General features: G+C 73.4%; 21 protein-coding genes. 6 read left to right on the top strand and 15 right to left on the bottom strand.

The features are described 5' to 3' along the window. The first annotated feature begins 12 nt into the window (after positions 1-12). From BDD16_RS13050 to BDD16_RS13025, 6 genes are all read left to right on the top strand, one after another. Positions 13-1,356, top strand: a complete 1,344-nt coding sequence (locus BDD16_RS13050; protein WP_179634347.1) for an NAD(P)/FAD-dependent oxidoreductase — start codon at positions 13-15, stop codon at positions 1,354-1,356. Beyond that, a complete protein-coding gene (locus BDD16_RS13045; protein WP_218897790.1) occupies positions 1,353-2,330 on the top strand; it encodes a chorismate transformation FkbO/Hyg5 family protein in 978 nt (325 codons plus the stop codon). Before BDD16_RS13050 ends, BDD16_RS13045 begins: the two co-directional genes overlap by 4 nt. Continuing rightward, entirely contained in the window at positions 2,327-3,169 is an 843-nt protein-coding gene (locus tag BDD16_RS13040) for a MipA/OmpV family protein (protein ID WP_179634346.1), read from the top strand. Before BDD16_RS13045 ends, BDD16_RS13040 begins: the two co-directional genes overlap by 4 nt. Next, positions 3,162-3,923, top strand: a complete 762-nt coding sequence (locus BDD16_RS13035) for a lysophospholipid acyltransferase family protein (RefSeq protein WP_179634345.1) — start codon at positions 3,162-3,164, stop codon at positions 3,921-3,923. Before BDD16_RS13040 ends, BDD16_RS13035 begins: the two co-directional genes overlap by 8 nt. Positions 3,924-3,925: 2 nt before the next feature. After that, on the top strand, positions 3,926-4,711 hold the full coding sequence (locus tag BDD16_RS13030) for a glycosyltransferase family 2 protein (RefSeq protein ID WP_179634344.1): 786 nt from the start codon (positions 3,926-3,928) through the stop codon (positions 4,709-4,711). A 123-nt stretch (positions 4,712-4,834) separates the two neighbouring features. Beyond that, positions 4,835-5,782 (top strand): hypothetical protein, encoded by a 948-nt coding sequence (locus BDD16_RS13025; protein WP_179634343.1) that lies wholly within the window; start codon positions 4,835-4,837, stop codon positions 5,780-5,782. A 13-nt stretch (positions 5,783-5,795) separates the two neighbouring features. Here the strand turns inward: BDD16_RS13025 and fabG are convergent, their stop codons facing one another. The 15 genes from fabG to BDD16_RS12955 form a co-directional block, all read right to left on the bottom strand. Then, a complete protein-coding gene (fabG, locus tag BDD16_RS13020; protein WP_179634342.1) occupies positions 5,796-6,515 on the bottom strand; it encodes a 3-oxoacyl-ACP reductase FabG in 720 nt (239 codons plus the stop codon). After that, the gene (locus BDD16_RS13015; protein ID WP_179634341.1) at positions 6,512-6,985 is read right to left on the bottom strand and encodes a hotdog family protein; all 474 of its coding nucleotides are present in this window, start codon (positions 6,983-6,985) and stop codon (positions 6,512-6,514) included. The genes fabG and BDD16_RS13015 overlap by 4 nt, the downstream gene beginning before the upstream one ends. After that, the gene (locus BDD16_RS13010; protein WP_179634340.1) at positions 6,982-7,821 is read right to left on the bottom strand and encodes a beta-ketoacyl synthase chain length factor; all 840 of its coding nucleotides are present in this window, start codon (positions 7,819-7,821) and stop codon (positions 6,982-6,984) included. Before BDD16_RS13010 ends, BDD16_RS13015 begins: the two co-directional genes overlap by 4 nt. Continuing rightward, positions 7,821-9,023: a beta-ketoacyl-[acyl-carrier-protein] synthase family protein gene (locus BDD16_RS13005; RefSeq protein ID WP_179634339.1), complete on the bottom strand. Its 1,203-nt coding sequence runs from the start codon at positions 9,021-9,023 to the stop codon at positions 7,821-7,823. The genes BDD16_RS13010 and BDD16_RS13005 overlap by 1 nt, the downstream gene beginning before the upstream one ends. Continuing rightward, complete coding sequence (locus BDD16_RS13000; protein ID WP_246332542.1) at positions 9,020-9,733, bottom strand: class I SAM-dependent methyltransferase; 714 nt, start codon at positions 9,731-9,733, stop codon at positions 9,020-9,022. Before BDD16_RS13000 ends, BDD16_RS13005 begins: the two co-directional genes overlap by 4 nt. After that, entirely contained in the window at positions 9,730-10,542 is an 813-nt protein-coding gene (locus tag BDD16_RS12995; protein ID WP_179634338.1) for a polysaccharide deacetylase family protein, read from the bottom strand. The genes BDD16_RS13000 and BDD16_RS12995 overlap by 4 nt, the downstream gene beginning before the upstream one ends. A gap of 53 nt (positions 10,543-10,595) precedes the next feature. Further along, entirely contained in the window at positions 10,596-12,995 is a 2,400-nt protein-coding gene (locus BDD16_RS12990) for an MMPL family transporter (protein ID WP_310733993.1), read from the bottom strand. Beyond that, on the bottom strand, positions 12,992-13,576 hold the full coding sequence (locus BDD16_RS12985) for a LolA family protein (protein ID WP_179634337.1): 585 nt from the start codon (positions 13,574-13,576) through the stop codon (positions 12,992-12,994). The genes BDD16_RS12990 and BDD16_RS12985 overlap by 4 nt, the downstream gene beginning before the upstream one ends. Next, positions 13,497-14,528 (bottom strand): LpxL/LpxP family acyltransferase, encoded by a 1,032-nt coding sequence (locus tag BDD16_RS12980; protein ID WP_179634336.1) that lies wholly within the window; start codon positions 14,526-14,528, stop codon positions 13,497-13,499. The genes BDD16_RS12985 and BDD16_RS12980 overlap by 80 nt, the downstream gene beginning before the upstream one ends. After that, the gene (locus BDD16_RS23020) at positions 14,525-14,872 is read right to left on the bottom strand and encodes an ApeI family dehydratase (protein WP_246332541.1); all 348 of its coding nucleotides are present in this window, start codon (positions 14,870-14,872) and stop codon (positions 14,525-14,527) included. Before BDD16_RS23020 ends, BDD16_RS12980 begins: the two co-directional genes overlap by 4 nt. Beyond that, a complete protein-coding gene (locus tag BDD16_RS12975) occupies positions 14,865-16,280 on the bottom strand; it encodes an AMP-binding protein (RefSeq protein ID WP_246332540.1) in 1,416 nt (471 codons plus the stop codon). The genes BDD16_RS23020 and BDD16_RS12975 overlap by 8 nt, the downstream gene beginning before the upstream one ends. After that, positions 16,277-16,789 carry a COG4648 family protein gene (locus BDD16_RS12970; RefSeq protein ID WP_179634335.1) on the bottom strand — a complete coding sequence of 171 codons (513 nt, stop codon included), beginning with the start codon at positions 16,787-16,789 and terminating at the stop codon, positions 16,277-16,279. Before BDD16_RS12970 ends, BDD16_RS12975 begins: the two co-directional genes overlap by 4 nt. A 7-nt stretch (positions 16,790-16,796) precedes the next feature. Beyond that, the gene (locus BDD16_RS12965) at positions 16,797-17,066 is read right to left on the bottom strand and encodes a phosphopantetheine-binding protein (protein ID WP_179634334.1); all 270 of its coding nucleotides are present in this window, start codon (positions 17,064-17,066) and stop codon (positions 16,797-16,799) included. A 66-nt stretch (positions 17,067-17,132) separates the two neighbouring features. Then, the gene (locus BDD16_RS12960; protein WP_179634333.1) at positions 17,133-17,531 is read right to left on the bottom strand and encodes a PPC domain-containing DNA-binding protein; all 399 of its coding nucleotides are present in this window, start codon (positions 17,529-17,531) and stop codon (positions 17,133-17,135) included. Between the two features lie 6 nt (positions 17,532-17,537). Further along, positions 17,538-17,957: an SRPBCC domain-containing protein gene (locus BDD16_RS12955; RefSeq protein ID WP_179634332.1), complete on the bottom strand. Its 420-nt coding sequence runs from the start codon at positions 17,955-17,957 to the stop codon at positions 17,538-17,540. Positions 17,958-18,002: the final 45 nt, after the last annotated feature.

Below are 18,002 nucleotides of genomic sequence, written 5' to 3'. Positions count from 1 at the left end.
CTTCCTTCCGCAATGACCCACTCGCCATCACCCTCTGACCCGATCGACGGATGCACAGTCCGGCGCTGCGATGTGCTGGTCATCGGCGGAGGTCCAGCCGGCTCCACGCTCGCCACGCTGCTCGCCCGCCAAGAGCGCAGCGTCACCGTGATCGAGAAAGCGCACCATCCGCGTTTCCACATCGGCGAATCGCTGCTGCCGGCGAACGTCTCGCTGTTCGACGACCTGGGTGTGCGCGCCGAAGTCGAAGCGATCGGCATGCCGAAGTGGGGCGTCGAATTCGTGTCCCAGGACCACGCCCACCGCAGCTACCTCGAATTCGGTGACGCGCTCGACAAGTCGATGCCCTATGCGTGGCAAGTGCGCCGCGCCGACCTCGACGAGATCCTGTTCCGCAATGCCGCCAAGGCGGGCGCGACGACGCTCGAAGGCCACCGCGCCCGGGGCGTCGAGTTCGACAGCGACGGCGCGAGCGTCGAGATCGAGTCGGACGATGGCGCGCGGCAGACCTGGCGCTGCCGCTATGTCGTCGATGCCACCGGCCGCGACACGCTGCTCGCGAACAAGTTCAAGTCGAAGCAGAAGCACCCGGACCACGCGAGTTCGGCGCTGTACGGCCACTTCCGCAATGCCCGTCGCCTCGAAGGCAAGCAGGAAGGCAACATCACGATTCTCTGGTTCGCGCACGGCTGGTTCTGGTTCATCCCGCTCGCGGACGGCACGACGAGCGTCGGCGCGGTCGCGTGGCCGCACTACCTGCATTCGCGCAAGAAACCGGTGCTGGAGTTCTTCCGCGACACGATCGCGCTGTGCCCCGAACTCGCGGACCGCCTGAAGGACGCAACGCTGGTCGACGACCTGGTCCACGCCACCGGCAACTACTCGTACACCGGCTCACACTGCACCGGCGAGCGCTACGCCATGCTCGGCGACGCCTTCGCCTTCATCGACCCGGTGTTCTCCTCGGGCGTCTACCTGGCGATGCAGAGCGCCTATGCCGCGCTGCCGCTGGTGGAGGCCTCGCTCGACAAGCATCCGTCGTCCTGCACGGTGGAGCGCGCGGCGTTCGAGCGCTTCATGCGCGCGGGGCCGAAGGAGTTCAGCTGGTTCATCTTCCGTGTCACCAACCCGACGATGCGCGAGTTCTTCATGGCGCCGCAGAACCCGCTGCGCATGCAGGAAGCCCTGCTCACCGTGCTGGCCGGCGACATCTACGGCAGCACGCGCTTCCGCGGCCCGCTGAATGCGTTCAAGAGCCTGTACTGGCTGGTGTCGCTGGCGCATCCGCAGCGCACGTGGCAGGCGTGGCGGCGGCGGCAGCACCACCTGCGCGCTGCCGAGGTGGCCGCCGCGTGAGCCTGCAGTTCGAACGTCGGTCCCACAGCGCCGACCAGACCCGCACCGCGGGTGTCCTTCCGCTCGGCCAGCGCGACCTGCTCCCGGGCGTCGCGCAGGCCGGTCTGCCCGCCGTGCTGCATCCGGCCCGCGCGATCACCGAACGCTGGACCAGCGCCAGCCCGGTCCGCAGCAGCCGCACCGGGCTGATCCGCCACCAGGACGACGGCCAGTGGCTCTACGGCGAAGCCGTGGTGCCGATGCCGGCCACCGGCGTCGCATTGCAGGCCCTGACGCACCAGCTCTACGCCGACCTGTTCCGCACGCTGCGCGCACACGGCGGCCGGCACCTGCTGAAGATCTGGAACTACCTGCCGCGGCTGAACGCCCCGCTGGACGGGCTGGAGGTCTACCGCCACTTCAACATCGGGCGCCAGCAGGCGTTTCTGGACGCGGGTGCGGCGGCCTTCGAAGGCGCGCCGGCCGCCTGCGCGCTGGGCACGGCGGACGGGCCACTCTCGCTGGCCTTCCTCGCCGGACCGCAGGCACCGCGCCCGGTCGAGAACCCGCGCCAGACCAGCGCCTACCACTACCCCGCCGACTACGGCCCGCGCAGCCCGACCTTCTCGCGCGCCGCGCTGGTCGCGCTGGCGCCGGGGCGGGAGACGCTGTTCGTCTCGGGCACGGCCAGCATCGTCGGCCATGCCTCGGTGCACCTGGGCGACGTCGTGCAGCAGACGCAGGAGGCGCTGCGCAACCTGCACGCCGTGCTCGACGCCGCCCATGCCGCAACACCGGCCCGCTTCGCGCTGGACCAGTTCGCGCACACCGTCTACGTGCGCCACGCCGCCGATCTGGACGCCGTGCGCGCGGTGTTCGAGCAGGCCGTGGGGGCGGACTCGCCGGCCGCCCGCGGGGCGGTCTATCTGCTGGCGGACGTCTGCCGCAGCGAGTTGCTGGTCGAGATCGAATGCCACGGAGAGTCCACCCCATGAAGCACACCGCGCTGGCCTGCGCCCTCGCCGCAGCCCTGTCCGCCCTGCCCGTCCGGGCGGAATCGACACCCGAGGGGCCACGCCGTCCGCTGTGGGAGCTGGGCGCCGGTGTCGCCGCGGTGCAGCTGCCGGACTATGTCGGCGCCGACGTGTCGCACCGCTACCTGCTGCCGGTGCCCTTCATCATCTACCGCGGCCAGTGGCTGCGCGCGGACCGCGAAGGCGCGCGCGCCGTGCTGATCGACACCCCCGGCTGGGAGCTGACCCTGAGCGCCCACGCCTCGGCGCCCGTGCGCAGCCACGACAACCCGGCCCGGCTCGGCATGGCCAACCTGCCCGCGACCGTGGAACTCGGCCCGAAGCTCACCACGCAGCTCTGGGCCGCGGCGGACAGGTCGGCCCGGCTGAATGCGGAGCTGCCGCTGCGGGCGGTCATCGGACTGACACGCAGCACGCCGATGCTGGGCACCGTGCTGACCCCGACGCTGAATCTGGACCTGCCGCGCTGGTCGTCCGGCTGGAACCTGGGCCTGCAGATCGGCCCGAAATGGGGCTCGCAGCGGCTGCACGCCCACTACTACGGCGTGGCCGCGGCAGACGTGACCGCCGACCGCCCCGCCTACACCGCCCGCAATGGCTACGCCGGCTGGCAGGCGCTGGCGGCGGTGTCGCAGCGCTTCGACCGCACGTGGATCGGCGCCTTCGTGCGCGTCGAGCGGCTCGACGGAGCCGCCTTCGCCGACAGTCCGCTGGTGCGCCAGCGCCAGGCGGTGTCGGCGGGCGTGGCGGTCGCCTGGTTGCTGGCCAGCTCGTCGCAGGAGGCCCGCTCGGATGACTGACACCCGCCGCCGCCCACCACCCCTGCCGGTGCGCCTGCTGCTGACGCCCTGGCTGCTGCTGGTGCTGTGCTGGCTCGGCGTGCTGTCGCTGGCGTGGAATCTGGTGGCGGTGCTGCTGTACCCGCTGCTGCCGGAGGCGCGGGGCCGGGTGGTCGGACAGGCCGGCGTGTCGTGGGTCTACCGGATCTTCTGGGCCAGCGCGCGCCTGAGCGGCCTGCTGCGCATCGACAACGCCGCGCTCGCCGCGCTGCGCGACGAGCCGGGCGGCCTGATCATCGCGGCCAACCACCCGAGCCTGCTGGACGCGCTGATCATCATCGCCCGCGTGCCACGCACGGTCTGCATCATGAAGGCCTCGCTGATGGACAACGTCTTCCTCGGCGCCGGCGCGCGGCTGGCCCGCTACATCGCCAACGACTCGCCGCGGCACATGATCCGCGGCGCGGTCGAGCGGCTGAAGGCGGGGGACCACCTCGTGCTCTTCCCTGAAGGCACGCGCAGCCCCTCGCCGACCACGGTCCACCCGCTGCTGCCCGGCATCACGCTGATGGCCCAGCGCGCGGGCGTGCCGATCCAGACGGTGCTGATCGAGACCGATTCGCCCTACGCCGGCAAGGGCTGGCCGCTGTGGCGACTGCCGCCGCTGCCGGTGGTCTTCCGCGTGCGGCTGGGCCAGCGCTTCGCGCCCGACGCCGACCACGAGGCCCTGCGCCAGCGGCTGCAGGCCTATTTCACGCAGGAACTCGCCCGTTGACCGTGACCACGCCCTCGCGCACCCACGCGGTGATCATCCCCAGCTACAACACCGGCGCCAAGGTCTACGAGACGGTGCGCGAGGCACGCGCGCAGTGGGCGCCGGTCTGGGTCGTCGTCGACGGCAGCGACGACGGCAGCGTCGATGGCCTGCGCGCGATGGCCGCGCAGGACGCGCAGCTGCACCTGATCGTGCTGCCCGAGAACCGCGGCAAGGGCGCGGCCGTGCTGACCGGCCTGCTCGCCGCGCACGCCGCCGGCATCACCCACGCCCTGACCATGGACGCCGACGGCCAGCACCCGGCCGACCTGATCCCCGCCTTCATGCAGCGCTCGCAGGCGCAGCCGGACGCGATGGTGCTGGGCCGGCCGGTGTTCGACGCCTCGGCGCCGCTGCTGCGCGTGCGCGGGCGGCGCATCTCCAATGGCTGGACCGACCTGGAGACGCTCGGGGCGGGCATCGGCGACTCGCTCTACGGCTTTCGTGTCTACCCGGTGGCCACGCTGATCGCGGTGATGCACCGACAGCCGTGGATGCGGCGCTTCGACTTCGACACCGAGGCGGTGGTGCGGCTGGCGTGGCGTGGCGTGGCCCCCGTCAACATGGATGCGCCGGTGAAGTACCTGCGCCCGGAGGACGGCGGGGTCTCGCACTTCCGCTACGGGCGCGACAACGTGCTGCTGACGTGGATGCACAGCCGGCTGGTGCTGGAATTCCTGCTGCGGCTGCCCTGGCTGGTGGCTCGCCGCCTGAGCCGGCGTCCGCCGTTTCACCGGCTCGGACGTTGAATGGCGAGTCCCCGTGGTTCCGAATCGTTCCAGATACTGAATTACGGGAATCTTTCAGGTGCGCGGCTGGTCAGGCCCGCGCACGATGGGCACACTGGCAGCCCACCCATCCAAGAGGTCCGAATGAGCCGAGACACTGCCGATTCCTCCCGCCGACGCCTCCTGGCCACCGCCGCGCTTGCCCCGCTGCTGCCAGCGCTGGGCGCGCTGGGCGGCTGCGCATCGGCCCCGCTGTCGCCGATCCAGGCGAAGGAAACCACCGACCCGGCCGCGCTGGCCCTGTTCAACGACTGCGCCACCGCCCACGGACTGAACGCCTGGCGCCGCGTGAAGGACCTCAACGTGAGCTACAGCGGCGAGTGGCGCCCGCTGATCGGGCGCATCCAGCCCGAACTCACCGATACCCGTTTCCGTGACAGCTCGCAGGAGCGGCTGCTGCCCGCGGAGGGCCTGATTGCCCAGACCCACATCGGCCCGGGTGGCCACAAGCAGGTCGTGCGCCGCATGGGCCAGGGCAGCGGCACCGGCGACGTGCAGGTCTGGTACAACGGCCGCCCGACCACCGACGAGCCGCTGCGCCAGGCCTCGGCGCTGGTGGCCGATGGCTACCGGCTCTTCCTGCTGGGTCCGCTGGCGCTGGTCGACCGGCCGCAGGTGATGAAGCTGGCCGGGCTGGAGCAGGTGGGGGACTACGCCTGCGAGCGGCTGATGGTGCGGCTGGTGCCGGGGCTGGGCTTCTCGCCGGTGGAGCAGATCGTGCTGTGCATCGACCGGCGCACCCGGCTGATGCGGCGCGTGCGCTTCACGCTGGAAGGGCTGACGTCCACGCGTGGCGCGGTCGCCGAGGTGGATGTGTCGGATTTCCAGAACTTCCAGGGCATCGAGTGGCCGACCCGCTTCCAGGAACGCCTGCGCAAGCCCATCCCGCACCTGCCGGTGCACGACTGGCAGCTCACCGGGCTCGACCTCAACCGTGGCTGGAGCGCCGCGGACATCACCGGCTCGCAGTTCGCCGGGGTGGCGAAGTCGGCCGCGAAGGCGCTGCCGGGCAGCAATCCGGTCCTGAGCTGAACTGGACTGGGCGTCAGACCATCCCGCCGTTGACCGAGATCACCTGCCCGCTGATGTAGCCGGCCTCCGGCCCGGCGAGGAAGGCGACCAGCGCGGCCACTTCGTCGGGCGTGCCGGCGCGCTTGGCGGGCACGAGCTGGGCGATGGCCTGGGCGTCGAAGGCGGCGTCCGCCATGGCCGAGGCGATGATGCCGGGCGCGACCACATTCACCGTGATGCCGCGGCTGGCCAGCTCCATCGACAGCGCCTTGCTGGCCGAGTGCAGCGCGCCCTTGGCAGCGGCGTAGTTGACCTGCCCGCGGTTGCCGGCGACGGCAGCGACCGAGCTGATGCTGATGATGCGGCCCCAGCGGGTGCGGATCATCGGCAGCGTCAGCGGCTGGGTGACGTGGAAGAAGCCGTTCAGCGAGACGTCGATCACCCGGTGCCACTGCGCGGCCCGCATCCCCGGGAACACGGCGTCGTCGTGGATGCCGGCGTTGTTGACCAGCACCTGGACGGGACCGGCCTCCAGCACGGCGGTCAGCGCAGCCAGGCTGCCTTCGGCGTCGGTGACATCGAAGGCCACCGCCTCGGCCGAGCCGCCTTCGGCGCGGATCTGCGCGGCGACCGCCTCGGCTTCGGCCAGGCGGGTGTTGGCGTGGGCGATGACGTGCAGGCCGTCGCGGGCCAGGCGCCGCGCGATGGCGCGGCCAAGGTCGCCGCTGGCGCCGGTGACGAGGGCTCGTTTCATGTCGGAATCTCGGGTTCGAGCACCACGGTCAGCCGGCCATCGGCGACCGGCTGGCCATCGTGCGTGAGGGTGAAGGCGTAGAGCCACTGGCGCGCGTCACCGGCCTGGCGCTCGGCGGTGATGGTGAGCGGGCCGGGCAGATCGTCGAGCCGCCAGCGGTGGAACTGCACCGACCGGGCGCTGGCGAGCATCCCGCCGCGCACGCCTGCGCCAGTGGCAACCCCGGACGCCGCGGAGGTCAGCCCGCCATGCAGCGCGGCGGCCTGGGCGGCGTATTCGATCGCGGCGGGCGCGAGCAGACCACCCGCGCTGCGCAGCGGGTGGTCGGGCGCGGTGTGGCCGGTGGCGGAGCAGCGGATCGTTGTGGCGTCCCAGGCCTGCAGCGCATCCAGCAGCACCATGCGGCCGGCGTGCGGCACCAGCGCGCGGATGCCGGCCGCGTCCAGCAGCGGCGCCGTGGCCGTGGTCATGCCGGCACCACCTCGATCACCAGCACCAGTGGCAGCGTGGCCGCGATCACCACCGTGGCCGCCACGCCCCGGGCCAGCGCTTCGAGCAGTGGCAGCGCCCGCGCCGCCGGGACCTGCTGGCGCAGCGCCTCCAGCGCGGCCTCGCGGCATGGCGTTTCGGGCGGCGCCTGGTCGGCCGGGCAGAGGGCCACGCGCAGGGTCGTTCCCGGCTCGTCGTCCGGGGTTTCGCCGGTCGGCACGGGCGCCAGCACCAGCGCCACGCCCAGCGCGTCAGGCAGGCGGCGCAGCGTGTGCAGCGGCTCGGGGTACGGCGTGTCGCTGGCCACCAGCAGCAGCGGCACGTGCGCGGCGTGCACCTGCGTCAGCGCGGCGATCAGGCCGGCGCCGAAGCTGGCATCGAAGGCGCACAGGCTGGTCGAGGCGGCGCGGCTGCCCACGGCAATGTGCCAGTAGCCCGCCGGCGCGTTGTGGACCGAGTTGGTGAAGCGGGTCGGCGAGACCAGCCGGTCGGCGGGGTTCGGGCTGGCGAGCGTCTCGCACAGCGTGTGGCAGTTGGCACCGTCGCCGCTGGACGAGGCGAAGACGCTGCCGAGCGTCTGCGGATCGGCGCCGGCATCGGCACAGGCGGCGTCGGCCACGGCCACCGCGATCTTGACCGCGACGCCCGCACGGCGGCGCTCGGCCGCCGGCAGGCGCTGCGGGGGCGGTACCACCGTGGCCGCCCGCACCAGCGCCGCCCGGCCCTGCAGCACCGCCTGCGCCGCCGCCCACGACACCAGCCCCGGCCCGACCAGGCCGACGCCCCGCACCACGACGGAAAGGGTCGCCGCCGCCATCACGCCGCCCCCAGCACGAGGCTCGCGTTCGAGCCGCCGAAGCCGAACGAATTGCTCAGCACGCGCTGCAGCGGCGCCCGCCGGTTCTCGCTCAGGTAGGCCGCGTGCAGCGCCGGGTCGCGCGCGCGCAGGTTCAGCCCGCCCGGCATCAGCCCGTCGCGCAGCGCCAGCAGCGACAGCACCGCCTCGACGCCGCCCGCCGCCCCCAGCGTGTGGCCGGTGGCGCCCTTGGTGGAGCTGCAGGGCACGGCCGTGCCGAACACGGCGCTCACCGCGCGGTCCTCGGCGGCATCGTTGTTGGGCGTGGCGGTGCCGTGCAGGTTGATGTAGTCGATCTGTCCGGCGTCCAGGCCCGCGTCGGCCAGCGCCTGGCGCATCGCGGCGATGGCGCCGAGGCCTTCGGGATGGGGTGAACTCATGTGGTGACCGTCATTGCTCTCGCCGACGCCCAGCAGGTGCCCTGCGGGTGTTTCGCCGGGCACCGCCGACCGCTGCAGCAGCGCAAACGCCGCCGCCTCGCCCAGCGACAGCCCGCTGCGCCCGGCATCCCACGGGCGGCAGATCTCGGGCGAGAACAGCTCCAGCGCGTGGAAGCCGTACAGCGTCGTCAGGCACAGGCTGTCCACGCCGCCGACGATGGCGGCATCGGCCCAGCCGGCGTCGATCAGCCGCGCCGCGTCGCCGAAGACCTTGGCGCTCGACGAGCAGGCGGTCGAGACCACCCAGCTCGGCCCGGTCACGCCCAGCGCGGTGCGCACGAAGTCGGCCAGCGCGTGGGTGTTGTGCGTCTGCGCGTAATGGAAGCCGGGCGGCAGCGTGCCGTCGGGGCCCCGGTGGCGGTAGGCGTGTTCGGTTTCGAGGATGCCGGAGGTGCTGGTGCCGAGCAGCACGGCCACGCGGTGCGCCCCCCAGCGGGCACGGGCGGCCGCCACGGCCTGGACGAAGCCGTCCTGCTGCAGCCCGCGCCAGGCCAGGCGGTGGTTGCGGCAGTCGAAGTCGGACAGGCCGGCGGGCAGCGCCACCGTGTCCAGCCCGTCGACGGCACCGATCCAGCCAGGCAGCGTCACGTCCTCGAACACGCAGGGCTGCAGGCCGGAGCGGCCGGCGGCCAGCGCGTCCGCATGGGCCGCGCAGCCGGCGCCGAGCGCGGTGGCGAGGGTGGCGTGGGTGATCGGCAGGGGTCTTCTGGACAGCGGGGTCATGCGGCCGCTCCTTCGCGGCGCTGCGCCACCAGCAGCACGTTGGCAAACAGGGTGCCCTGGCTCATCGGCCGGGCCTCGACCTGCAGGCCGAGCGCACGCAGCCGGTCGATCCAGTCCGGCACGGGGCGGCCCTGCACCGGCGGCGCACCACGCCGCAGGCCGCTCACGACCCGGTCGACCCAGCGGCCAAAGGCGTAGCCGCGCCGCGCCTCGGCATCGCCCACCCGCAGCAGCAGCCGCCCGCCAGGGGCCAGCGCCGCACAGGCCCGCGCCAGCACGGCCTCCTGCGCCGCTGGCGGCAGGTAGTGCAGCACGTCCAGGAGCACCACCGTGTCCGACACCGGAAAGGCCTGCGTGCGCACATCCCCGCAGACGATCTCCGCACCGGAAGACGTGCCCAGCGCCACGCGGGCACGCCCGGCGTCGCGCGCCTGCAGTTCGACGCCGGTGTACCGCACGGGCCCGGCCGCCTGCAGCAAGCTGCCGAGCAGGCCCTGGCCGCAGCCCAGGTCGAGCACCCGCGCGCCCGCCGGCACCAGACCGGCCTCGACCAGGTGGCGGAACACGGGGTCCAGCCGCAGCTTGCCCCGCGCGAAATGCCAGGCGTAGCGGCCGGCGGGCCGGTAGAGCGCACTGGCACGGTCCAGCAGGGCGTGCCAGGCGAGGTCATCGGCGTGCCGTCTCGGCCATGGAATCGACATCGTGTTCATGGGGTGGTGCGCAGCGCTTCGGGAACGGTCACTGCCCGCAGCCCGGTCTGCCGGAACACATCCAGCAGCGCGGGCAGCACGGCCAGGACCACCGCACGGCCATCGGGCAGACGGGCGGCGTGGCCGTCGTGCAGCAGCAGGATGTCGCCGGCCGCCAGCCCGCGGGTCAGGCGGTCGAGCACCTGCTGCGGATCGGTGGTGCGGGTGTCGAAGGCGCGGCGGGTCCAGCTGGTCAGCGTCAGGCCGCGCCGGTGCAGCACGGGCGCGAGGAAGGGGTTGCGCAAGCCGGCCGGGGCGCGGAACAGCGTCGGCGCCTCGCCGGTCAGCGCGGTGAAGGTGGCCTGCGCGGCGTCGATCTCGCGGGCGAAGCCGCGCGGGCCGAGCAGCGAGAAGGTGTGGCGGTGGTGCTGGCTGTGGTTCTGCACGCTGTGGCCGCGGCGGCGGATCTCGTGCAGCAGCGCGGGGTGGGCCGCGGCGCGGTCCGCGATGCAGAAGAAGGTGGCCTTCGCCCCGGCGGCGTCCAGCAGGTCGAGCACGGCGGGGGTGACTGCCGGGTCGGGGCCGTCGTCGATGGTCAGCGCCACCTCGCGCCGCGCGATCGCCGCGGGCGGCAGGCGCAGCAGGTTGGTGCCCAGCGCGGTGGAGCGTGGCCAGAGTCCGCAGGCGGTCAGCACGGCATGGTCCAGCGCCAGGGCCGCCAGCACCCATGGCCAGTGCGCGGGGGCGGCCAGCAGCGCCAGCACGGCCCCCAGGTGGAGGACCGCGCTGGCACGCAGCAGCGGCGGCAGCGGCCAGGGCGTCGGGGACATCGACGGAGATCGAAGCGACGGCGACAGGACGGGCATGGACAGGGAATGGGGCTTCAGCGGAACCTGGACGGGGCGTCCGGCCGTGCAATTCTCACACGCGCCGGCATGAAAGCCGCCGACAGCGCCAGCGCCAGCAAGGCCCCCGGCGCCACCGCCAGCCCCACGGCAGCCAGCGCCGGCACCGAGGCCGTGGCGAGCAGCCCGAAGGACACGACGGTCGTGACGTTGGCCATCAGCAGCGAGGCGAGCGTGTCGGCGTCGGGACCGTCCCCGGTGCCGTCGCCGGCCGAGTGCTGCAGGTGGTCGAAGAACAGCGCGTAGTTCGAGCCGACCGCCGCCACCAGCAGCAGCCCCACGAGGTGCAGGATGCCCAGCGCCTGGCCTGACAGCGTCAGCCCCGCGAGCACCAGCACCACGCTCGCCACCAGCGGCAGCAGCACCCGCCCGAGCCGCCGCGCCGAGCGCAGGTGCCAGGCCAGCAGCGCGACCACGGCCAGCGCGCCGAGGCCCGCCTGCCAGCGCGCCTGCTGCAGGTAGTGGGCGTAGAGCGCGTCCAGCTCGGCGCCGATCTGCACGACGCGCGTGTCGGGCAGGTCGCGCAGCGCGGCACGCAACGGTGCCGCGTCCACCCCCGCCGCCCCGGCCGGCGCCTGCAGGTTCATCAGCACGGTCCACGGCCGCCCGGCCCCGCCGGGTGTGAGCTGCGCCTGCACGGCGCTGGCCAGCACGGGCGCGGCGGTCTTCAGCTCGGCCAGCGTGACCGGGGCGCGCAGGCGCTGGGCCTGCACCTCGTCGAGGAAGGGCGCCAGCTTCTGCGCCGGCAGCGGCCCGCCTTCGGTCGCCTGCGCCAGCCGCTCGCGCAGGGCATGCGCCTCGGGCAGTGCGGCGCGGCGCGCCAGCTGGGTCGCCGGGCTCGGCAACAGGCGCGCGGGCGAGTCGTAGCCGAGCAAGGCGCCCTGCGCCACCAGCGTGTCGAGCCGGACACCGGCCAGCTCGGCGCGCTGCAGCGCGGTGGCCTCGTCCGGCGCCTCGATGGCGACCAGCGTGCCGGCTTCGGACGCGCCGAGGTCGGCGCGCAGCGAGGCATCCAGCGCCAGCGCGTCGGCCGACACCGGGCTCAGCGCCGCGAGCGTGCCGCGCCACGGCGACGGCAGCACCACCAGCAGTCCGGCGGCGACCAGCGTCATCGACAGCAGCGGCCGGCGCCAGACCGGCAGGGCCGCGCACAGCCGCGCCGTCACCTGCCCGAGCGCCACGCGCAGGCCCTGTCCGGGACTGCCCTGCGGCGCGAGCACGGGCAGCACATGGCGCGTCGTCAGCGCCGCGGCGATCAGCCCGCTCATCGAGAACACCCCCAGTTGCGCCAGCCCCGCAAACCCCGAGAACGCCAGCGCCGCGAACCCCGCCAGGGAGGTCCACAGCCCGAGCCGCACCGTCGGCCAGCTGCTGCGCTGCCACTGCGTGTGGCCGCCCGCGCGGGCCTGCACGAGGTAATAGATCGCGTAGTCGACCGCCTCGCCGATCAGCGTGGTGCCGAAGCCGAGCGTCATGCCGTGGACCTGCCCGAAGCCAAGATCCACTGCGACGATGCCCGCCAGCACGCCGCTGGCCACCGGCAGCAGCGCGATGCCCAGCGCCCGCAGCGAGCCGAACGCCACCAGCAGCAAGGCGACCATCGCCACCGTGCCGGCGATGGCCAGCCGCTCGACCTCGCTCTGGATGCGTGCCCGCGAGGCGACGCCGAACACGCCCGGCCCGCTCATCTCCAGCGTCAGGCCTGGTGCGGCGGCCGCCAGCGCCGCGAAGCGCGTGCGCACCAGCGCCTGCGCCTGCGCCTGTCCGTCCAGATCGCCGCCGTCGGCGCGCACCGTCGCCAGCAGCAGCGCCCGGGGCTGCTCGCGCGACACCCAGACGCCGCCGTCGCTGCGCGGCGCGTTCGCGGGCAGCATCGCCTCGGCCATGCGCACCGTCTCGCCGGTCGGGTCGCGCCAGAGCAGCGGCTTGAGCGGCACGCCCGCCGGTGTGCCGAGCAGCGAGACGGTGTCGGCGATGCCTTCGCGCAGGCCGTCCACCGTGAACCGTTCGACGCTGACCGCCGGGCTGAGCAGGTAGCGGTGGCGGAACAGGAACTCGCCGGTGGCGGCGTCCGCGGCGTGGTCGCCGTTGTGGACCGCCTCGAACAGGCCGCTGCCGCGCAGCTGATCGGCCAGCCGCAGCGAGGCGTCCGTCCGCTGCGCCGGCTCGCCGCCGCGCAGGCCGATCATCAGCACACGCGCGGTCGCGCCGTTCTGCAGCTGCGCCATCAGCACGCGCTGCTCGCCGGTCGGTGCCGCGGGCAGGAAAGCGGACAGGTCGGCGACATAGGTGGCACGCACGCAGCCCCACACTGCCAGCGCCATCAGCGCCAGCCAGACCCACAGCCCCCGGGCGCGCACGCCGCGTACGCCGCTCACGGGCTGCGCTCGGCGGTCAACGGCTCGATCTGCATCACCGAGCGGTCACCGTCGGTCATCGTGATCTGCACCTCGCGCAGCTGGCCCTGCCGGCCGCTGACACGCACCTGCGCCACCTGCCCGCGCAGCCGGGCGTCGCGCGGCACGAGGTCGAGGCTCCAGCGCTCGGCGCCGCCGAGCAGCTGGGTGGTGAAGTGGCGCTCCAGCGTCTCGCGGTTGCCGGTGAGCGTGCCGCGGATCGCCTCGACGATGACGACGGCCTCGGGCACCGAGTCGAGCGTGGTCGAGCGGCTGCGGCTGCCCTGGCTCACCGTGAGCTGGTTGCCGACGACGGCCATGCGGTCCGGGCGCGGCCTGAGGGTTTCGCGGGTGAAGCGGTCGGGGGCGGAGAAGCTCAGCCGGCCGCTGGATTCCAGCGTCTGGTCGAGCTGGAAGACGGTGCGTTTCTCGGTGAAGGTGGCTTCGCCGGACTTCACCTGGGCCAGATGGGCCATCAGCGCGTCAAGGTCGAACGCCGCCGCCCGGCTCGCCGACACCGGCAGCAGCAGGCCCAGCACCAGCGCGCACAGCGTCGCCCCCATCGCTCGCCGCACCTGCAGCCCAGAAATCGAAGAAGTTGAACCAGTTGTACGGCGTCTCACGGCACAGATCCTCCAGTAGGCGCACATAGCGCGTCATCGCGTCGTGGATCGACGCGTCCAGCGCGGCCTGGGCGCCGAGGCCGCGCGGCGGGCGCTGCGTGAAATCGGCCAGCGGGGCGAAGCGCAGCTCGTAGCGGCGCCCGCCATGGTAGAGCCCGGTCATGAAGACCACCGGCCGCCGCAGCAGCGCCGCCAGTCTGAACGGCCCGTCCGAGAACGCCGCCGACTGGCCGAGAAAGTCGAAGCGCTGCGTGCGCGCCCGCTGCGCCGCGCCGGCACCGGGCGGTGCGGAGAGCGTGCGGTCGGCCAGCAGGCCGGCCACGCCGCCGCCGTCGAGCCACTCGCTCAGCGCCATCATCGCTTCGAGCCGGCCGAGGCCGATCACGTGCAGGTCGGCGTCCGGCGCGATGGCCTGCAGCGCGGCGTTGATCTGCCGGGCGTTGTCCTCGTACATCACCATTGCCACGCGCAGGCTGCGCCGCGCCTGCCCGAGCGCCCGCAGCGCCTCGAAGCTGCCCACGTGCGCGCCCACCAGCAGCACGCCGCGGCCGTCGAGCAGCACCGCGTCCAGATGCTCCACGCCCGTGGCCTGGATCTCGAACTGGTCGAACTGCCCGCGCAGCAGGTAGACCCGGTCCAGCACGGTCGCGGCGAAGTGGTGGACGTGGCGGTAGCGCTCGGTCCAGCGCGGCGCGCGGCCCAGCACCCGCGCCAGATAGGCCGACGAGGCCTGGATCGCCGGACCACCGAAGCACAGGAAATACAGCGTGATCGGGTGCAGCACGAGCCGCGACACGCGCCGCCCGAGCGTGGTGGCGATCCAGCGCATCAGGCGCAGCGCCAGCAGGTTGCTGCGCTCGCGCTGGCGGACCCAATCGGCGCGGTCCGTCATCGGGCGGCGGGACCGGCGTCGAACTGGCCCGTCGCGGCGAGCACCCCCGCCGCGTCGTCGCCCGGACCATGCCGGCGCACCTCGAAACGCAGCCGGCTGCCGGCGCCCGGCGGGGTCCAGCAGACGGCCAGATCGGCGCCCGGCAGCACCGGCGCAAGGAACTTGACCGCACTCAGCCGTGGCGCCTCGCCCAGCCAGGCCGCGGCCTCGGGATCGGCCCGCAGCACCTCGACCACCTGCGCCAGCAGCACGACACCCGGCAGCAGCGGCCGGCCGGGGAAATGCCCGTCGAAGGCGGGATGGTCGCGCGGCACGGCCACCGGCACGCAGCGCAGCTCAGCCACCGGCGCGCCCCGGCCCCTGCGCCTGCGCGGCCAGCAGCGATTCGGCCAGCGCCGCCAGCCGCGTCGCGGGCAGCTTGCCCGTCGCATCCCGTGGCAGCGATTCCACGCGCAGCACGCGTCGCGGCAGAAACGCCGCGTCCACCCGCTGCCGCAGCGCCGCCAGCAGCGCGTCACGTGTCACCTCGGGGGCCACGACCAGCACGACCAGCCGGACGACCGCCTCGCCGCCCGTGTCCGGCGGCAGCCAGAAGACGCCGTCCTGCACCTCGGCGATGCTGTTGAGGTGGTAGTTCAAGTGCGCCAGCGAGCTGCGCTTGCCGGCGACGTTGATCAGGTCGTTCGAGCGGCCGAGCAGCCGGAAGCGGGTTGGCGACAGCACCTCCAGCACGTCCGCCAGCGGCGTCGGCACCGGCACATGGCCGCCGCGCACCACCACCTGCGCGCCATCGCCCGACAGCGTCAGGCCGTCGAAGGTGCGCCACTCGGGGCCGTCGGTGGTGCGGCGCGTGGCGACCTGGCCGGCCTCGGTGCAGCCGTAGATCTCCACCAGCGGCCCGCCCAGCGCGGCCTCGGCGCGCGCGGCCAGTTGCGGCGAGAGCGGCGCGGTGGCGCACAGCGTCAGGTCGACCGGCGGCAGCGCCAGGCCGGACTCGACCAGTGTCTTCAGATGGAACGGCGTCGTCACCAGCACCCGCGGCCGTGGCACGCTGGCCAGCACCTGCACGATGTCGCCGGGAAAGAACGGCCGCTCCGCCGCAAACGCCGCCCCGCCGAGCAGCGCCAGCAGCACGGTCGACTCGAAGCCGTACATGTGGTGCGCCGGCACCGTGCCGACGAGCGCCACGCCCTGCAGATCCGCCCGCCCCAGCGCCTCGGCCAGCCGCGCCGCCTCGGCGCGGAGGTTGACGTTCAGCAGGTCCCAGCGCTTGCCATGCGGCATCGGCGCGCCGGTCGAGCCCGAGGTCAGCACCTGCGCCGCCTCGTGGTCCCCCGCGATCTGCGGCACCTCGCCCGCCTCCTCGTCATTCCCGCGCAAGCGGGAACCCACGCCCGCCACCGACCCCACCGACTCCACCAAAGGCACCACCGGCAAGTCCACCCCCGGCGCCTCGCCATCGGCCAGCACATACGCCCCCGGAAACAGCCCGCGCAGCCGCTCGACCATGTCCGGCGTGTGGTTCGGCGGCATCAGCCCCGCCTGCCCGCGCACCAGCGCCGCGCCCAGCGCCAGCGCGAAGCGGTAGCGGTCGCCGGTCATCGCGAGCACCGGTCCGCCCGCGGGCAGCGTCGCCGCCAGCGCGGCCACGTCCTGCAGATACCGCCTGCGCGACAAGGGCTGCCCGCCGCGCCAGGCCAGCGGCGTGTCGAGACCGGGCCCGTCGGCCAGCAGCGGCATGGAACCGCTCATGCCCGGCGCCCCCGGTCCGCCTGGTGGGCGCGGAAGGCGCGCACCGCGGCGCTGAAATCGACCCGTTCGAACTCCGGGTGCAGCCGGTAGCGCAGCGCGTATTCGCCGACGAACATCGCCAGGGTGGCCACCGGCGTGATGGCGTTGACCAGCAGCGACCACGCGTGCAGCGGTCCGCCGAAGTACAGGCCCAGCGATACCAGGGTCATGGCAGCGAAGTACAGCACCCACGCCAGCGTGACCTGCCGCGTGTAGTGCGCCATGGCGGGTGTCAGGTGGCCGTGCAGGCGCTGCGCCAGCTGGGAGATCAGCGGCTGGTGGCCGCGGCGCAGCGTGGCGCCGAACCAGAGCGCCAGCGCGGCGTGGACCCCCGCGTGCTGCGCGAGGAAGAGGCCCTGCACCAGCGGCGCGAACGCGGACTGTGCCGCCCGCGTGAGAAGCCAGTGCGAGCCCAGCGCGGTGCCGATGGCCGCCAGCACCAGCAGCAGGAGTCGCCCGCGCGCCGCCATGCGCGGCTCAGACCGTGCGGTGCGCGGCGATGTGGTCGGCCAGACTCGCCAGCGACGAGAAGATGCGCACGTTCTGCTCGTCGTCGGAGCGGAGCTGGAAGCCATAGCGCTTGGAGACGACCAGCGCCACTTCGAGGATGTCGATCGAATCGAGGCCGAGGCCGTCGCCGTAGAGCGGTGCCTGGGGGTCGATGTCTGCCGCGAGGGTGTCGAGGTTGAGCGCATCGACCAGCAGTGCGGCGACTTCCTGAAGCAATGGTGTGTCGGCGGTGGTCATGTCGGCCTGTCCTGATGGGAAGCGCAGCGGTCAGAGGAAACCCTGATTTTACCAAACGCTCCAGGCTCAACCCCGGCGCCGGACGACCAGTTCGGCAAAGCCGGTCGCCGGATCGTGCGCGCGGCCGAGCGACCAGTCCGGCAGCGGCGCCAGCAGCACCTCCGCGGTGGTGCGGACCACGTTGCCGCGGCCGACATGGCCGCCGTACACCCGCCCCGCCGCGTCGGAGACGGCCATGTGGAGGTGCGAGCCCCCCGCGCCGAGCGTGCCGGAGAGGCTCAGGATCTCGAGCGGGCCTTCGATCCGGGTTTCGGCGGCCTCGCCGGCGTAGCGCAGGCGGGCCTCCACCAGACTGCCGATGCCCGCGACCACGAAAGCCGACGCGGACGCCTGCGCCGCGGCGAGGTCGTCCAGCGCCCGGCGAAGGTCGACGCCGGGCGGCAATCGGACCGGCAGGAAGGACATGGCGTGTCAGCCCGCCTGGCCGTGCCGGGACTCGACGTGGCGGGCGAAGTTGTCCAGGATGGCCTGCCAGCCGGCGCGCTGCTGGTCCTCGGCGTGTGTCGGCTCGCTGTCGAAGGTGACCGTGACGGTCACGCCGGCGTCGCCTGGCGCGAACGCGACCAGCCCGACCCGCCCGCCGAAGGTGTATGCGAGGCAATGTTCGGGCTCGACCCGGGTGTATTCGCCCGCGAAGTCGAAGCCGAAGGAGCCGTCCTTGGCCTCCATGCGCGACGAGAAGGCGCCCCCGACCCGCAGGTCGACGCTGGCGGCGGTGGTGTGCCAGTCCGCGGACGCGGTGTTCCAGGCCTTGATGTCCTCGGGCGAGGTGTAGGCACGCCAGACTTCCGCCACGGGGGCGGCAACGACGGTGGAGACGGTGATCTTCATGGAGGCTCCGTGGTTCGATCCAGGGTCAGGGACACACGCGCCCGC

This window comes from Sphaerotilus montanus (assembly GCF_013410775.1).
GTDB classification, from domain to species: domain Bacteria; phylum Pseudomonadota; class Gammaproteobacteria; order Burkholderiales; family Burkholderiaceae_C; genus Sphaerotilus; species Sphaerotilus montanus.
The sequence above is the reverse complement of the archived record's forward strand: the minus strand, read 5'-3'. Positions and strand labels throughout refer to the sequence as shown.

Coding starts and splice junctions, on each gene's coding strand:
- BDD16_RS13050 (WP_179634347.1), top strand. CDS start 13: ATGACCCACTCGCCATCACCCTCTGACCCGATCGACGGATGCACAGTC.
- BDD16_RS13040 (WP_179634346.1), top strand. CDS start 2,327: ATGAAGCACACCGCGCTGGCCTGCGCCCTCGCCGCAGCCCTGTCCGCC.
- BDD16_RS13035 (WP_179634345.1), top strand. CDS start 3,162: ATGACTGACACCCGCCGCCGCCCACCACCCCTGCCGGTGCGCCTGCTG.
- BDD16_RS13025 (WP_179634343.1), top strand. CDS start 4,835: ATGAGCCGAGACACTGCCGATTCCTCCCGCCGACGCCTCCTGGCCACC.
- fabG (WP_179634342.1), bottom strand. CDS start 6,515: ATGAAACGAGCCCTCGTCACCGGCGCCAGCGGCGACCTTGGCCGCGCC.
- BDD16_RS13015 (WP_179634341.1), bottom strand. CDS start 6,985: ATGACCACGGCCACGGCGCCGCTGCTGGACGCGGCCGGCATCCGCGCG.
- BDD16_RS13010 (WP_179634340.1), bottom strand. CDS start 7,821: ATGGCGGCGGCGACCCTTTCCGTCGTGGTGCGGGGCGTCGGCCTGGTC.
- BDD16_RS13005 (WP_179634339.1), bottom strand. CDS start 9,023: ATGACCCCGCTGTCCAGAAGACCCCTGCCGATCACCCACGCCACCCTC.
- BDD16_RS13000 (WP_246332542.1), bottom strand. CDS start 9,733: ATGAACACGATGTCGATTCCATGGCCGAGACGGCACGCCGATGACCTC.
- BDD16_RS12995 (WP_179634338.1), bottom strand. CDS start 10,542: ATGTCCCCGACGCCCTGGCCGCTGCCGCCGCTGCTGCGTGCCAGCGCG.
- BDD16_RS12985 (WP_179634337.1), bottom strand. CDS start 13,576: ATGGGGGCGACGCTGTGCGCGCTGGTGCTGGGCCTGCTGCTGCCGGTG.
- BDD16_RS12980 (WP_179634336.1), bottom strand. CDS start 14,528: ATGACGGACCGCGCCGATTGGGTCCGCCAGCGCGAGCGCAGCAACCTG.
- BDD16_RS12975 (WP_246332540.1), bottom strand. CDS start 16,280: ATGAGCGGTTCCATGCCGCTGCTGGCCGACGGGCCCGGTCTCGACACG.
- BDD16_RS12970 (WP_179634335.1), bottom strand. CDS start 16,789: ATGGCGGCGCGCGGGCGACTCCTGCTGCTGGTGCTGGCGGCCATCGGC.
- BDD16_RS12965 (WP_179634334.1), bottom strand. CDS start 17,066: ATGACCACCGCCGACACACCATTGCTTCAGGAAGTCGCCGCACTGCTG.
- BDD16_RS12960 (WP_179634333.1), bottom strand. CDS start 17,531: ATGTCCTTCCTGCCGGTCCGATTGCCGCCCGGCGTCGACCTTCGCCGG.
- BDD16_RS12955 (WP_179634332.1), bottom strand. CDS start 17,957: ATGAAGATCACCGTCTCCACCGTCGTTGCCGCCCCCGTGGCGGAAGTC.